Genomic DNA, 13945 nt, shown 5'->3' on the forward strand with positions numbered 1-13945 from the left:
CCTCAGACCAAAGCCAGCGCCTGCTCCAGGTCAGCGATGATGTCCGCCACATCCTCCAGCCCGACCGACAGCCGCACCGCTTCGGGCAGCGCGCCTGCCGCAATCTTCTGTTCGTCCGAAAGCTGGCGGTGCGTGGTCGAGGCCGAATGGATGACAAGGCTGCGCGTGTCGCCGATATTGGCCAGCATCGAGAACAGCTTGAGCGACGAGGCAACCTTGTTCGCCGCCTCATATCCGCCCTTCAGCCCGAAGGTGAACACCGCGCCCGAGCCCTTGGGCAGATAGCGCTGCGCCCGGCCATGGTGGCGGTGCCCCGGCAGGTCGGCATGCGACACCCACGCCACCTTGGGATGCGCCTCCAGCCATTTGGCCACGGCCTGCGCATTCTCGACATGGCGCTGCATCCGGAGCGGCAGCGTCTCGATCCCGGTCAAAATCATGAAGGCGTTGAACGGGGACAGCGCCGGCCCGATATCGCGCAGCGCAAAGGCCCGGAGCGCAATCGCCAGCGCAATGTTCACCGGCCCGCCGCCCAGGTCGATCGCCCCGAACGTGTCGAACAGATCCAGCCCGTTGTAGAAGGACAGCGGCTCGGTCAGCGTCGGATACTTCGCCGCGTGCGCGCCCCAGTCAAAGGTGCCGGCGTCCACCGCCACCCCGCCCAGCGAATTGCCATGCCCACCCAGAAACTTGGTCGCGGAATGGATGACCACATCGGCGCCAAACTCGATCGGCCGGCACAGATAGGGCGAGGCCATGGTGTTATCCACCACCAGCGGCGCACCGGCCGCCTTCGCCGCCGCCGCCACTGCGTCAAGGTCGGTCACCAGCCCGCCCGGGTTGGCCACGCTCTCGACAAACACCAGCCGCGTTTCCGGGTTCACCGCCGCCTTCAGGCTCTCGGGGTCGTCAATGTCAAACCACTTCACCCGCCAGTCATATTTCTTCCAGCTATGGACAAACTGGTTGATGCTGCCGCCATAAAGCTGACGCGCGGCGGCAAATTCGCAGCCCGCCTCCATCAGGCAATGAAACACCAGATGCTGCGCCGAATGGCCCGAAGCGGTCGCCACCGCCGCCGGCCCGCCCTCAAGCGCCGCCACCCGCGCCTCCAGCGCCGCCACCGTCGGGTTGGTCAGCCGCGTGTAGATATTGCCAAATTCCTGCAAGCCAAACAGCCGCGCCGCATGGTCGGCATCATTGAACACAAAGCTCGACGTCTGGTGGATCGGCATCACCCGGCTCCCCGTCACCGGGTCGGGCGCCGCGCCCGCATGAATCGCCTGGGTCGCAAAACCGGGTTTTCTCTCGCTCATGCCGCTTTCTCCTTTGTCCCCATCTAGCCCCGCCCGCCGCTGCCATGAAAGCAACAAAGCCTTGCCCACCGCCAAGCGGCCATTTCTCGGCTCAGGCGGCCGGCAACACCAGCCGCGCCTCGGCGCCCCGCCCCCCGTCCTCGCGCGCGCCCAGCGCCAGCGTTCCGCCCGCCGCCTCGGCAAGGTCGCGCGCAATCGCCAGCCCCAGCCCATGCCCCGGCACCTGCTCATCCAGCCGCACACCCGGCACAAACAGCCGCGCCGCCGCCGCCGCGCTCACCCCCGGCCCGTCGTCCACCACCCGCAACACCAGCCGGTCCCCCTCGCGCGCCCACATCACGCGCACCGCCCGCGCCGCCCATTTCCCGCCATTGTCGAGCAGGTTCGAAACAATCTCGGCAAAGGCCTCGGGGTCCACCGCCGCCACCGCCGCCGGCCCATGGGCCGAAAAGTCGATGCCGCGTCCCTGGTGCAGCCGCGCCATCGCTGTGATCAGCGGCGTCAGCGCCTCGGGCAGCCGAGTCCGCGCCGCCGCCTCGGTCATCGTCACAGCCCCCCCCGCTGCCCCCCTCATCACAGTCCGCTGCGTCGCCAGCCGCGCGCGCGCCAGATGCCAGTCAAGCTGCCGCACCATCCGCCGGCATTCCCCCAAGAGCGTGGCGCCCGCCGGCTGGTCGGCGAGGCTCTCCGCCTCGTCGCTCAGCACCGCCAGCGAGGTGCGCAGCCCATGCGCAAGGTTCCCCGCCTCGATCCGCGCCGCCGCCACCATCGCCTCGCGGTCGTCGAACAGCCGGTCGAGGTCGGCGGCCAGCGGCGCGATCTCCGCCGGCCATGGCCCGCCCAGCCGCTGCGCGCCGCCGGTCTTCACCGCCGCAATCGCCGCGCCCAGCCGGTCGAGCGGCCGCGTCGCGAAGCGCAGCGCCAGCGCCGCCCCGCCCAGCAGCAGCACCGCCAGCGCGCCCAGCCACAGCAGCAGGTCACGCCGAAAATCCGCCACCAGCCCGTCCAGATGCCGCCGGTCGGTCGCCACCAGATAGTGCAGCGTGCCCCCCATGCCGCCCGCCACCGGCCGCGTCATCCCATAGATCATCGCTGGCCCGGCCGGCCCCGGCGCCAGAATATGCGTGATGCCCTCGCTATGCGCCAGCCGGTCATCAAGCCGTGCCGCTGCCAGCGAGGGCGAGCGCAGCGGCTGGTCCCGGTTGCGCCGCACCTGCCAATAATAGCCCGAGCGCTCGGCCCCGAAGCGCGGGTCCGAAAGCGGCCGCATCAGCCGCGGCTGGCCGTCCGCGTCGAGCGCGGTCAGCCCCGCAAGCTCGACAAGATGCTCCTCCAATTCGGCATGAAACACCCGCTCGACATGGCGCTGGAACAGCGCACTCGCCGAAATCCCCACCGCCGCCAGCCCCAGCATCACCAGCAGCCCCATCGCCAGGCTGAACCGCGTCCGCAGCGCCAGCCCGCTCATCAACTCGCCGTCCTCTCCAGCCGATAGCCCAGCCCGCGCACCGTGCTGATCGCCGGCCCCCCCAGCTTGCGCCTGAGCCGGCTCACCTGCACCTCCAGCGCATTCCAGTCGCGCGTCTCGCCCAGCGGATAAAGCCGCTCCAGCAGGTCGCCCTGCGAAAGAATATGCCCCGGCCGCCGCATGAAGGTCTCCAGAAGCCGAAACTCCTGCTTCGAAAGCGCCAGCGCCGTCCCCGCCCGCTGCGCCGTGCGCGCCACCGGGTCCAGCGTCAGATCGCCCACCACCAGCGCCATCGCCCCCTTGTCCTGCACGCGGCGCACCTGTGCATGCATCCGTGCGATCAGCTCTTCGGAATGCACCGGCTTCACCACGAAATCATCTGCGCCCGCGTTCAGCCCTTCCACCTTCTCCTGCCAGCTGCCGCGCGCCGTCAACACGATCACCGGCGTGCGCACGCCGGCCGCCCGCCAGCCGCGCAGCACGCTCATGCCGTCCAGACCCGGCAGCCCAAGGTCGAGAAGCAGCAGGGCATGGTCGTCAAGGTCGGGCCAGCCCATCGCCGTCTCGCCGTCGCCCGCCACATCCACGGCAAAGCCCGCCGCCCGCAGCCGCGCCGAGAGCCGCCGCGCCAGCTCGTCATCATCTTCCACCAGCAAGACCCGCAAGCCTGTCTCCATCGCTGCGAAATGCGCCGCCAATCTTGCAACAAGCTGACAGATTGACAGCTTCGTGCAAGCTCCCCCTGCCACAAGGCGCGCCATGAAGCGGTCGCTCCCCCTCCTTCTCCTGCTCGCCGCCTGCAACAGCGCGCCTGATGCGCCCGCAGATACGCCCGCCCGGCAGGTCGATGCCACCACCGCCGCCGCCACGCCCGCCAGCGAGGTCACGCTCGCCACCGTGCCCGGCACCATCGTCCAGCCGCCGGGCGCGCGCGTCGCCGTCACCGCCACACTCGGCGGCACCGCCGCCCAGGTCCTCGTCCAGCCCGGCGAGGCGGTTAGAAAGGGCCAGCTTCTGGCCACGCTGCTCAGCCCCGAAGCGCTGGCGCTGGCCAGTGACCGCGCCCGCGCCGAAGCCGCCCGCGGCGTCACCCGCGCCGAAGCCGCCCGCATGGCGCTCCTCGAATCCGAGGGCATCGTCGCTGGCGCCCGCGCCGATGCCGCCCGCGCCGCCGATGCCGCCGCCGCCATCGATGCGCGCGAGGCCAGCCGCCTGCTGGCGCGCGCCAGCGCTGACGATGGCGGCACCATCCGTCTCACAGCCCCCATCGCCGGCCGCATCGCCGCCATGGCCATCGAGGCCGGCGCGGCCATCTCTGCGATGAGTGCGCCCTTCATCATCGAGGCGGTCGGCAGCCGCAGCCTCGCCCTGCAAGTGCCCGAGCGGCTCGCCGGCCAGCTCGCGCCGGGCATGGCCGTCCTCACCGCCGATGGCCGCCGCGGCCGCCTCGAAACCATCGCCAGCACCATCGATCCCGCCACCCGCAGCCTCGCCGCCCGCGCCCGGCTCGATGATGACGGAAGCCTGCTCACCAGCGGCCGCCTGATCGAGGTCAGCCTGCGCGCCCCCGCCCCCGAAGGCGCGCTCGCCGTGCCGCGCGCCGCCCTCCTCCAGACCGCCGGCGAAACCATCGTCTATGTGAAAACCCCAGATGGCTTCAAACCCCGCCCGGTCGCCGTGCTGGGGCAGGGGGATCCCGCCATCATCACCAGCGGCCTTGCAGCAGGCGACGAAGTTGCCACCAGCAACCTGCCCGAGCTTCGCGCCGCGGTCGCGCGCTGATGCTGCAAGCCCTTGTCGACACGGCCCTCGCCCGGCGCTGGCTCACCCTCGGCCTCACCCTCGTCACGCTCGCCGCCGGGGTCTGGTCCTTCCTCACGCTCCCCATCGACGCCTTTCCCGAAATCGCCCCCACCCAGGTCAAGCTCATCCTTAAGGCCCCCGGCCTGACGCCCGAGGAGATCGAGGCCCGGATCATCACCCCCATCGAGCAGCAGATGCTCGGCATGCCCGACCAGCAGGTGCTGCGCTCGGTCGCCAAATATGCCATCGCCGACATCACCATCAGCTTCGCCGACAGCGCCGACATCTACTGGGCGCGCGCCCAGGTCGCCGAGCGGTTCGCCGCGGTCGCCGATGACCTGCCGCCCGGCGTCAGCGGCGGCCTCGCCCCCATCGCCACGCCCTTGTCTGACATCTTAATGTTCACCCTCGATGGCCCGCAAAGCCTCGCCGAACGTCGCCGCACGCTCGAATATCTGATCCGCCCCGCACTGCGCACCGTCCCCGGCGTCGCCGATGTCAACATTCTGGGCGGCCTCGTCGAAACCTTCGAGGTCGTCCCCGACATGGCCGCACTCGCCGCCGCCGGCCTCGATCTCGAACACCTCGCCGCCGCCGTCGCGGCTGGCAACCGCAACGACGGGGCCGGCCGCGCGGCCGCCGGCGAATCCACCCTCATCGTCCGCGCCGTGGGTGCCGTCACCAGCCTTGATGATCTCGGTGCCATCGTCCTCGACACCGGCCCGTCAGGCCCGGTGCGCGTCCGCGATGTGGCCAGCCTGCGCACCGGCAGCCTCGCCCGCTACGGCGCGGTCACGGCCGGCGGCGAAGGCGAGACCGTGCAGGCCGTGGTCATCGGCCTGCGCGGCAGCAATGCCGAAGCCGTGGTCAGCGGCGTCAAGGCCCGCCTTGCCGAAATCGAACCCACGCTGCCCGCCGGCATGGCGCTCAACGTCTTCTACGACCGCTCCGAGCTCATCAATCTCGCTGTCATCACGGTCGAAAAGGCGCTCCTTGAAGCCGCCGTTCTCGTCATCATCCTGCTCCTCATCTTCCTCGGAGACTGGCGCGCCGCTCTCGTCGTCACCGCCGCCCTGCCCATGGCCGCGCTCATCACCTTCATCCTGATGCGCAGCTTCGGCTTCAGCGCCAATCTGATGAGCCTCGGCGGGCTGGCCATCGCCATCGGCCTGCTCGTTGACGGCGCCGTCGTCGTCGTCGAAAACATCGTCGAGCGCCTCGCCGACAGCCCCGATGCCGATCGCCGTACCGCCGTCGCCGAGGCCACAGGCGAGGTCATCCAGCCGGTCGCCTCGGGCATCCTCATCATCATCCTCGTCTTCTTGCCGCTGCTCTCGCTGCAAGGCCTTGAAGGCAAGCTGTTCGCCCCTGTTGCCGTCACCATCGTGCTGGCGCTCGCCGCCTCGCTGCTGCTCGCCCTCACCCTCATCCCGCTCCTCGCCCAGCTCGGCCTCAAGCACGGCAGCCACGAAGAACCATGGCTGATGGCGCGTCTCGGCCCCGCCTATACCCGGCTGCTGGGGCGCGCCCGCCAGCGCCAGCCCCTTATCGCCGCCGTCGCTGCCCTCGCCCTCGTTGCCGCCGGCCTCGCCTATGCCCGGGTGGGCAGCATCTTCCTGCCCACCCTCGATGAAGGCACCGTCCTCGTCCAGCTCACCAAACACCCGTCCGTCGGCTTGAATCACAGCATCGCCGGCGACATCGCCGCCCAGAAGATCGTCCTCGACGCCGTCCCCGATCTCACCGGCGCCGTCGCCCGCCTCGGCACCGACGAGCTCGGCCTCGATCCCATGAGCCTCAACGAAACCGACATATTCCTCACCCTCAAGCCGCGCGAAGACTGGCAGGCCGCCAGCAAGGCCGAGATCACCGACCAGCTGCGCGCCGCCCTCACAGCGCTCCCCGGCATCGAGCCCAGCTTCACCCAGCCCATCGAGATGCGCGTCTCCGAAATGCTCACCGGCAGTCGCGGTGATCTCGCCGTCAAGATCTTCGGCCCTGATCTCGAAACGCTCGGCCGCCTCGCCAGCGCGGTCGCCGCCCGGCTTCAGGCCATACCCGGCGCCACCGAAGTCATCACCGTCGCAGATGACACCGTCGATTATCTCGAATTCACCATCGACCGGGAAGCCGCCGGCCGCGCCGGCCTCAGCGTCACCCAGATACAAGACACGCTGCGCGCCCAGCTCGAAGGCGTCGAGGCCGGCAGCGTGCAAGACGGCCTGCGCCGCGTGCCGGTCATGATCAACGCCGGGGCCAGCGCCGCGCCCGACGGCGCGACGCTGCTCGCCGCCACCCTGCTCACCGGCACGGGCGGCCAGCAGGTCCGCGCCGCCGATGTCGCCGCCGTCGCCCGCGTCGAAGGCCCGGTCAAGCTCGAACATGAAGACGGCTCGCGCTTTGCCCTCGTCCAGGCCTTTGTCTCGGGCCGGGATATCGTCGGCTATGTCGAAGAGGCGCAGGCCCGCATCGCCGCCGAAGTCCCGCTGCCGCCGGGTTACCGCCTCGTCTGGGGCGGCCAGTTCGAAAACCAGCAGCGCGCCTCCGCCCGCCTTGCCCTCGTCCTGCCCGTCGCGCTCGCGCTCATCCTCGGCCTGCTCGTCCTCACCTTCGGCGCGCTCCGTCCGGCCATCCTCATCCTCCTCATGATCCCCTTCGCCATGGTCGGCGGCATCCTCGCGCTCTGGGCCAGCGGCGAATATCTCTCGGTCCCCGCCTCGGTCGGCTTCATCGCGCTGCTTGGCATCGCTGTCCTCAACGGCCTCGTCATGGTCAGCTACATTCGCCAGCTCCGCCAAACCGGCCTGCCGCTCGCTGACGCGGTCGATCAGGGCGCCCGCCGCCGCCTGCGCCCGGTCCTCATGACCGCCAGCATCGCCGCCTTCGGCCTTGTGCCGCTGCTGTTCGCCACCGGCCCGGGCTCCGAAATCCAGAAGCCGCTCGCCATCGTCGTCATCGGCGGCCTCGTCAGCGCCACCATGCTCACCCTCATCCTCCTCCCCCTCCTCTACGCCCGCTTTGGCGAAAGCCGCCCCGCATGAAGCGCCTCGCCCTCCTCCTCCTGCTCGCCAGCCCGCTCAGCGCCGAGCCCGGCCTCCCGCCCGAGGCCGCCGTCGCCGAAGCGCTCGATGACCATCCCGCCGTCCGCGCCGCCCGCGCCCGCACCGGCGCTGCCGAAGCCAGCGCCACCGCGCTCCGCGTCGGCCCGCAGGAGATCACCGCCCAGGCCACCTTCCAGCGCCGCGACGTGCGCAACGTCGGCCCCTTGGCCGAATATGATCTCCAGCTCAGCCGCCCCCTCCGCCTGCTCGGCAAGGGCCGGCTGGACCGCGCCGCCGGCGAGGCCGGTGTCACGGCCGCCGACAACCGTGCCGATGATGTCCGCCACCAGATGGCGCTCCTGCTCGCCGATCATTGGTGGGGCTGGACCGGCGCCGCCGCCGAGGCCGCCAGCCTGCAGGCCGCCGCCGATCTCCTCGCCGAGGCCGTCACCGCCACCGCCCGCCGCCTTGAACTCCGCGACGCCAGCCCCTTCGAGCTCGATCAGGCCCGCGCCGCTGAGGCCGCCGCTCGCGCCGCCGCGCTCAGCGCGCAGGCCCGCGCCGCCGCCGCCCGCGCCGCACTCGCTGCCAATTTCCCCGCCCTGCCGCTGCCCGCCGCCGCCCCGCCGCTGCCCGCGCCCGCCATCCCGCCCGAAGGCATCGCACGCCTCGCAGAGCTGGTCGTCGAGCGCAGCCACGAAATCGGCGCGTCCGCCGCCGATCTCGCCCAGGCCGATGCCCTCAAGGCCCGCGCCGCGCGTGACCGCCTGCCCGATCCCAGCATCGGCCTGCGCGCCTTCTCGGAGCAAGGCGGCAATGAGCGCGGCGTCGGGCTCATCCTGTCCATGCCGCTCGGCGGCCGCGCCCGCGCCGCCGAAGCTGCCCGCGCCGCGGCCATGGCCAGCGCCGCCGGCGCCGATCTCGCCGCCACCCGCAGTCAGGTCGATGCGGTGGCCGCCGAGGATGCCGCGCTGGCCCGCGGCTATCTCGACGCCTGGCGCCAGTCGCAGGCCGCCGCCCTCGCCGCCGAAACCGCCGCCGCCCGCGCCCGCAAGGCGCACAGCCTCGGCGCCACCGATCTCGCCGACCGCCTGCTCGCCGACCGCCTCGCCCGCGACGCCGCCCTTGATGAAGTTCAGGCCCGCACCAGCGCGCTCGCCGCCATCACCCGCCTGCGCATCGACAGCCACACGCTCTGGATGCACGACGAAGACCCCGCCTCTTAGCGGCTTCAGCGCGCTTTCGCCGTCCCCGTGGCGGGCCGCGCAAACAGCCGCGCGTCCGCCGGCAGCGGCGGCAGCTCAGGCAGCGCAAACACCCGCACCTCGCCGCGCGCGCGCTCAATTGTGAAGATGTGCCGCGGCTCAACCGGGTCAAAGGCAAAGGCCTGCCCCCCGGCCTCCAGCGCAATCGTCGCCACATGCAGCAGCTCGGCCCCCATCGCCGGCTTCGCCATCACATACATTTCGGGCAGCGTATGGCCGAACAGATACAGCAGCCCATCCGGCCCGATCGCCCCGCCCGACGCCGCCTGCGGCGCCATCCGCTTCCTGATCGCGGGCGGAATCGTCCACCCCCCCGTCCGCCGCCACGCCCGGTCCACGCTGATCAGCCCCGAATAATCCGAGGATTTGAACGGCACCCCCGTCTCGTCCGAATAATGGGCAAAGCCCAACAGCCAGCCCTCCTCGCCGCCCGCGTCGCGGTAAGGCTCGACAATGGTCAGCGAGCCCTCGTCCCGGTTGCCCAGGCTGTGGCTCGCCTTGTGCGCCAGCGTCGCCGTATCCCAGATCTCCACCGAGCTGCTCATCGGCACTTCGGGGTGGTTCGAATGCGCACACACAAGATCGCGCGCCACCACCGTGCAGCTGTTCAGATGCCGGATCAGCCCGCCGCGCGGCCCCGCCCAGCGCGCCTCCAGTGCGCCCGTCGCGCGCGAATATTTGCCAATCGCGGTGTTCACCACGGCATAGAAATGCGTGGCGTCCACGGCCACGCCCTGCCGCGCCTCGGCGGCCCCGTAGCTGCGCACCATCGTCGCGCTCAGCCTTGGCACCTCGCGCGCCGCGCGCGGCGGCAGCAGCGCCGAAAGCCCGCGCGCCGCCGCTGCGGCGCCTTCCACAAACACCCCGATATGGTTGCCCAGCGGCCGCTCCCGCCCCGGCACGCCGGTATGGATCGGCCGGCTCAGCACAACCGGCCCCGCCGGCCCGCGCGCCACCATCGTCGCCGAGCCGCCGCCATCAAGGCTCATCGCCTCCACCGCGCCCAGCTCGCCAAACAGCGCCCGCAAATCCGCGTCGCTCGCCCCCAGGCTCCAGCCCGGCTGCCGCCCGTCGGCCACCACCAGCCACAGCCGCCGGCCATCGCCGCTCACCCCCACCGCCGTGCGCGGCCCGCCGCCCGCCGGCCGCTCGGCCATCGCCCGCGCCGCCTCGGCCTCAGCCTCGGGGAAAGCCGCACCGCGCCCTGAAACACGCCGTCGCGCCCCAGTGGCCGGCGCGGCACCGCCTGCCCGCCCATCAGCAGCCGTGGCCCCGCCGAAACCCCCTCAGAAAAGCCCTCGGGGCAGCGCTGCCCGGCCACAATCTGCGCGCGCCCTTCAGCAAAGCAGATCATGCTGTCCACCCGCGCGTCGATGTCCTCTTCCGGCGAGACCTGCTGGCCGCCCGAAATCACCGCGCCCGAAACCATCGCCGCCGCCCCGTCAGCCGGCACAAAATCCTGCCCGCCCCGGCTGCCCCCCTTGAACGGCAGAAAATAGCTGGCATTCACCGCCAGCACCGCGCCGCTCGTGGCCAGATAGCGGCTCGCCATCATCGCCCGATATTCCAGCCCGCCCGAGGCATCGCCCGGCGTCACCGCCAGCCGCACCCCCGGCGCCCCCAGATCGACCTCGGCAATGTGCATCACCAGCGGCTGCGCCCCGCTGCGCACCACCCGCCTGTAGCTCACGCCAGGCGCCAGCGCGCACGGCCCGTCCTGCGCCACACAGGTCTCGGCCCCCACCGGCCCCGAAACCTGGCTCTCCTGTGCCGCCGCGCCCCCCGCGCGGAGCGCGAACACCCCGCCTGCCAGCAGAACAGCGGCAATCAGCGCCCCCCTCACAGCGAAAAGGCCGCGCCGATCCAGAACTGCCGGCCAAAGAAGCTGACGTCGCGGGTGATGTCCTGGTTCGGCCCGCTCAGCGCCAGCGACGCCTGGTTGGTCAGGTTGCGCACCTCGCCAATGATCTCGATATTGTCCGTGGCCCGGATACGGGTCTGGAAATCGAAATTGTTGGTCTCCGCCACGGTCCGGTCCGCCGCCGGGTTGCTGGCGTTGACGCTGCTCTGAAACGCTCCGACATGCGCATAGGTCAGCCGCGCCCGGAACGGCCCCTGCTCATAAAAGAGCGCCGCATTGGCCAGAAACCGCGCCTGCCCCGGCAGCTGATCAAGATCGCGCCGGTCGGTGTTGTTGCGAATGGTGATGCTGCCATCGAGCACGGTGATGTTCGCCGAGGCCCCGAAATTCGACAGCAGGCCGGGCAGGAAGAAGAAGCGGTTCAAAATGACATTGGCCTCAAAGCCCGTCACCTTGGCGTCTTCCGCATTGCGCGGCTGGCTGACCAACACCTCCTGCCCGTCGATCACCTCGATATCGGAGAAGGTATAGATCTCGTTGCTGATCGTCTTGTGAAAGGCCGCCACCGCGATGATGCCCAGATCATCGGGCATGTAATATTCAAGGCTGGCCTCATAGCTGTCCGCCCGGCGCGGCTGCAGCGCAAAGTTCGGCCGGCTGATCGAATTGTCGGCGTTCACAATCTCCTGCCCCGAAACCGAATTGGGGTTGGGCCGGCCCACGCCCTTGAACCAGGCTGCGCGCAGCCGCAAATCGTCGCGAATATCGAAATAGCCCGTCACCGAGGGCAGGAAGTTGTCATAGTCATTGGTCCGGGTGATCGGCGTGAACACATCCGCGCCGTCCACGATGCTGCGCGACACGCTGGTCGCGGCCACATTGGTCTTTTCATAGCGCACACCGGCAATGATCATGTGCCGCTCGCCCTTGTGCCGCACCAGACCATAGGCCGCGTTCACTGCCTCCTCGAAACGCCAGTCGCCGCCGATGATCTGCCGGTTGCTGTTGCGCTCATCAAAGGCAAAGTCATCCGGATTGCGGTCGAAATAGCGGCGGAACGCCTCGAAATCGATGAAGATCTGATTATAGTCCGAGAAGATCGGCGTATAAAATTCCTGCTGCGTGAACGGCGTCAGCCGCAGGTCGGTATCGGGTGCCGCATTGAAGATGTTCTGCGTGCGCTGGTTGTCGCGCACCGTCTTGCGATATTTGTAGCCCGTGCCCAGCCCCAGCCCGTCCTCGCCCGGCTGGTTGTTCCAGCCATAATCAAACTGGCCCTCGCTCACCTTGTCGGTCGAATCGTCCTCATAAGGATCATAGCGCGAGAAGCGATATTGGCCGGGGTCGGTCGCCCGGCCCTCAAGATTGCTCAAAACGACATTCGGCCCGTCGCGGTTCAGGTCAAAGCTCGGCGCATCGCCGACAAGATTGAAGCGCAGCTGGTTCGAGGCCTCCAGAAAGGTCGCCTGCGAATAGCTGCCACGCAGCCTGAAATGATGCCGGTCGTCAGTGTCATAGGCGAGCTTGCCATTGACCACATGCAGCGGCTTCCTCAGCGGAAAGTCGTTGAAGCGCACAAAGGTGTCGCCCGGCCGGTTGCGCACCCGCTGGGTGTGGCGCAGCTCATTGTCGTCCTGCTGGAAATAAGTATAGGCGACCGACCCCTCCAGCCCCGGCACCGGCCGCGCTTCCAGCTTCACCGTCCCGCCATAGCGGTCCACCGTGTTGGGATAGTTGGACCAGAGCAGGTCGGTCAGGCCGGTCGGCGGCGCTGGCGTCGTCGGCGTATCGAGCGGCACCGCCTGCGGCAACAGTCGCTCCTGGTCGCGCCGCCGCTGGCTGAAGGTGCCCGTCACCATGATCCCATAATTGCCGTCCGGCCCGAAGCGCGTCGAAAAGGTGCCGTCCAGCCGCACGCTCAGCCCGTTGTCGCTGCCCCGGTTCAGCCCCAGCCCCGGCACCGCGGTCGAATCCGACAGGCCAAAGATGGCATTGCCAATCAGGAAGGTGCCGTCCCGGTCAAAGGCCGAGCGCGTCACCAGATTGAGCGAGCCGCCGATCGCATTGCCCTCGATATCGGGCGTGCGGGATTTCAGCACCTCCAGCGACGACACCGAGGTCGAAGGGATCGCCTCCATGTTGAGCTGGCGGTTGCCGCGCTCGGCGGTCGCCATGGTCGCGCCGTCAAAGGCGCCGATGGTGAAGCTCGGGTTCAGGCCGCGGATCGAGACATAACGCCCCTCATCCTCATCAAAGATCGTCTGCACGCCCGGCACCCGGCGAAAGCTGTCGGCGATGTTGTAGTCGGGCTGCTGGCCAATATCGTCGCTCTTCAGAAAGTCCGCGACAATGTCCGAATTGCGCTTGGCCTCGATCGCCAGCCGGTTCTGCGCCCGGAAGCCGGTGACAACGATTTCATCGTCCACCGAAGCCATCTGCGCCTGCGCCCATGCCGGCATCCCCGCCAGCGCCCCCGTCAGCGCTACCCCTGCAAAAAGCATCGCCCGAAATGCCGAAACCCGACCCGTCATGCCACACACCCCTGACTGTTCAACGCAGCCAGAGCCATGAAAGATCAGCGGGTCAGCGCCGTGACGCGCCCATGAACTTTGCATGATGATTGAAAGTCGCACGCATGACAGCGCGGCAATCAAAAGGCCCGGGCCGGCCCCGTCCCGGGGTGCGGAGCGCGCCGATCCACCAGATCGACGCGCTCCGTGCTGGCCGCTTACCTCGAGCGCGCTGCCAGCTGAGACTTCGAGCTGCTCCATCGTCACAAAGCCGTCCTTGTCGGTGTCGATACGAGTGAAGTTGGCAGCGATCAGGGTCATCCCGCCGTCAGTGGCTTCCTGCTGGGTCAGCTTGCCATCCTTGTTCTTGTCAGAGGCCTTGAATCTCGCCCGCATCTGGGCAATCCGGTCATCATTGGCATCGGCATGAACGGCCGGCGCCAGCATCATCGCCACAGCGGCGATTGCAGCAATCTTCGCAAGGGTTTTCATTGGACAATCTCCAGAGGGGTTGCGGGTCCGATGCATGAGCGGCCAGAGAGCTTCAGGTCCGCGCCACACCGTCCCTGACATCCTGATATAATGCATTGCATTAACCAGGGCTATACCGCCGATCATTCTGGCGCTGCGGCGGGGCGCAGAGGCGGTCACCTGGCAAGCCCGGCGCGACCGGCCACCCGC

9 protein-coding genes are annotated in these 13945 nt (G+C 69.4%); 3 read left to right on the forward strand and 6 right to left on the reverse strand.

The window, feature by feature from the left end:
* Window positions 1-2: 2 nt before the first annotated feature.
* The 3 genes from ACMVO5_RS00085 to ACMVO5_RS00095 all read right to left on the reverse strand — a co-directional run bounded on the left by ACMVO5_RS00085 (window position 3) and on the right by ACMVO5_RS00095 (window position 3449).
* Window positions 3-1316 (reverse strand): O-acetylhomoserine aminocarboxypropyltransferase, encoded by a 1314-nt coding sequence (locus ACMVO5_RS00085; RefSeq protein ID WP_416908052.1) that lies wholly within the window; start codon window positions 1314-1316, stop codon window positions 3-5.
* Between the two features lie 91 nt (window positions 1317-1407).
* Complete coding sequence (locus tag ACMVO5_RS00090; RefSeq protein WP_416908053.1) at window positions 1408-2784, reverse strand: sensor histidine kinase; 1377 nt, start codon at window positions 2782-2784, stop codon at window positions 1408-1410.
* A complete protein-coding gene (locus tag ACMVO5_RS00095; protein WP_416908054.1) occupies window positions 2784-3449 on the reverse strand; it encodes a response regulator transcription factor in 666 nt (221 codons plus the stop codon). The genes ACMVO5_RS00090 and ACMVO5_RS00095 overlap by 1 nt, the downstream gene beginning before the upstream one ends.
* Window positions 3450-3543: 94 nt before the next feature.
* Between ACMVO5_RS00095 and ACMVO5_RS00100 the strand changes: the two genes are divergently transcribed.
* From ACMVO5_RS00100 to ACMVO5_RS00110, 3 genes are read left to right on the forward strand one after another with little or no spacing between them, the layout of a single operon-like run.
* A complete protein-coding gene (locus ACMVO5_RS00100) occupies window positions 3544-4566 on the forward strand; it encodes an efflux RND transporter periplasmic adaptor subunit (RefSeq protein WP_416908055.1) in 1023 nt (340 codons plus the stop codon).
* Window positions 4566-7628, forward strand: coding sequence for an efflux RND transporter permease subunit (locus ACMVO5_RS00105; protein WP_416908056.1), 3063 nt, complete (start codon window positions 4566-4568; stop codon window positions 7626-7628). The genes ACMVO5_RS00100 and ACMVO5_RS00105 overlap by 1 nt, the downstream gene beginning before the upstream one ends.
* On the forward strand, window positions 7625-8854 hold the full coding sequence (locus ACMVO5_RS00110; RefSeq protein WP_416908057.1) for a TolC family protein: 1230 nt from the start codon (window positions 7625-7627) through the stop codon (window positions 8852-8854). The genes ACMVO5_RS00105 and ACMVO5_RS00110 overlap by 4 nt, the downstream gene beginning before the upstream one ends.
* A 5-nt stretch (window positions 8855-8859) precedes the next feature.
* Here ACMVO5_RS00110 and ACMVO5_RS00115 read toward each other — a convergent pair whose 3' ends face one another.
* Genes ACMVO5_RS00115 through ACMVO5_RS00125 form a run of 3 tightly spaced genes read right to left on the reverse strand, consistent with a single transcriptional unit; the run spans window position 8860 to window position 13756 of the window.
* Entirely contained in the window at window positions 8860-10050 is a 1191-nt protein-coding gene (locus ACMVO5_RS00115) for a phosphodiester glycosidase family protein (protein ID WP_416908058.1), read from the reverse strand.
* Window positions 10002-10736 (reverse strand): hypothetical protein, encoded by a 735-nt coding sequence (locus ACMVO5_RS00120; RefSeq protein WP_416908059.1) that lies wholly within the window; start codon window positions 10734-10736, stop codon window positions 10002-10004. Before ACMVO5_RS00120 ends, ACMVO5_RS00115 begins: the two co-directional genes overlap by 49 nt.
* Window positions 10733-13756 carry a TonB-dependent receptor gene (locus ACMVO5_RS00125; RefSeq protein ID WP_416908060.1) on the reverse strand — a complete coding sequence of 1008 codons (3024 nt, stop codon included), beginning with the start codon at window positions 13754-13756 and terminating at the stop codon, window positions 10733-10735. The genes ACMVO5_RS00120 and ACMVO5_RS00125 overlap by 4 nt, the downstream gene beginning before the upstream one ends.
* Between the last annotated feature and the right edge of the window lie 189 nt (window positions 13757-13945).

The sequence above is a fragment of the Polymorphobacter sp. genome, assembly GCF_048007885.1.
Taxonomy (GTDB): Bacteria; Pseudomonadota; Alphaproteobacteria; order Sphingomonadales; family Sphingomonadaceae; genus Sandarakinorhabdus.

Excerpts from the sequence above, each read along its gene's own strand:
- ACMVO5_RS00085 (WP_416908052.1), bottom strand. The coding sequence starts at position 1,316 with ATGAGCGAGAGAAAACCCGGTTTTGCGACCCAGGCGATTCATGCGGGC.
- ACMVO5_RS00090 (WP_416908053.1), bottom strand. The coding sequence starts at position 2,784 with ATGAGCGGGCTGGCGCTGCGGACGCGGTTCAGCCTGGCGATGGGGCTG.
- ACMVO5_RS00100 (WP_416908055.1), top strand. The coding sequence starts at position 3,544 with ATGAAGCGGTCGCTCCCCCTCCTTCTCCTGCTCGCCGCCTGCAACAGC.
- ACMVO5_RS00105 (WP_416908056.1), top strand. The coding sequence starts at position 4,566 with ATGCTGCAAGCCCTTGTCGACACGGCCCTCGCCCGGCGCTGGCTCACC.
- ACMVO5_RS00110 (WP_416908057.1), top strand. The coding sequence starts at position 7,625 with ATGAAGCGCCTCGCCCTCCTCCTCCTGCTCGCCAGCCCGCTCAGCGCC.
- ACMVO5_RS00115 (WP_416908058.1), bottom strand. The coding sequence starts at position 10,050 with ATGGCCGAGCGGCCGGCGGGCGGCGGGCCGCGCACGGCGGTGGGGGTG.
- ACMVO5_RS00125 (WP_416908060.1), bottom strand. The coding sequence starts at position 13,756 with ATGAAAACCCTTGCGAAGATTGCTGCAATCGCCGCTGTGGCGATGATG.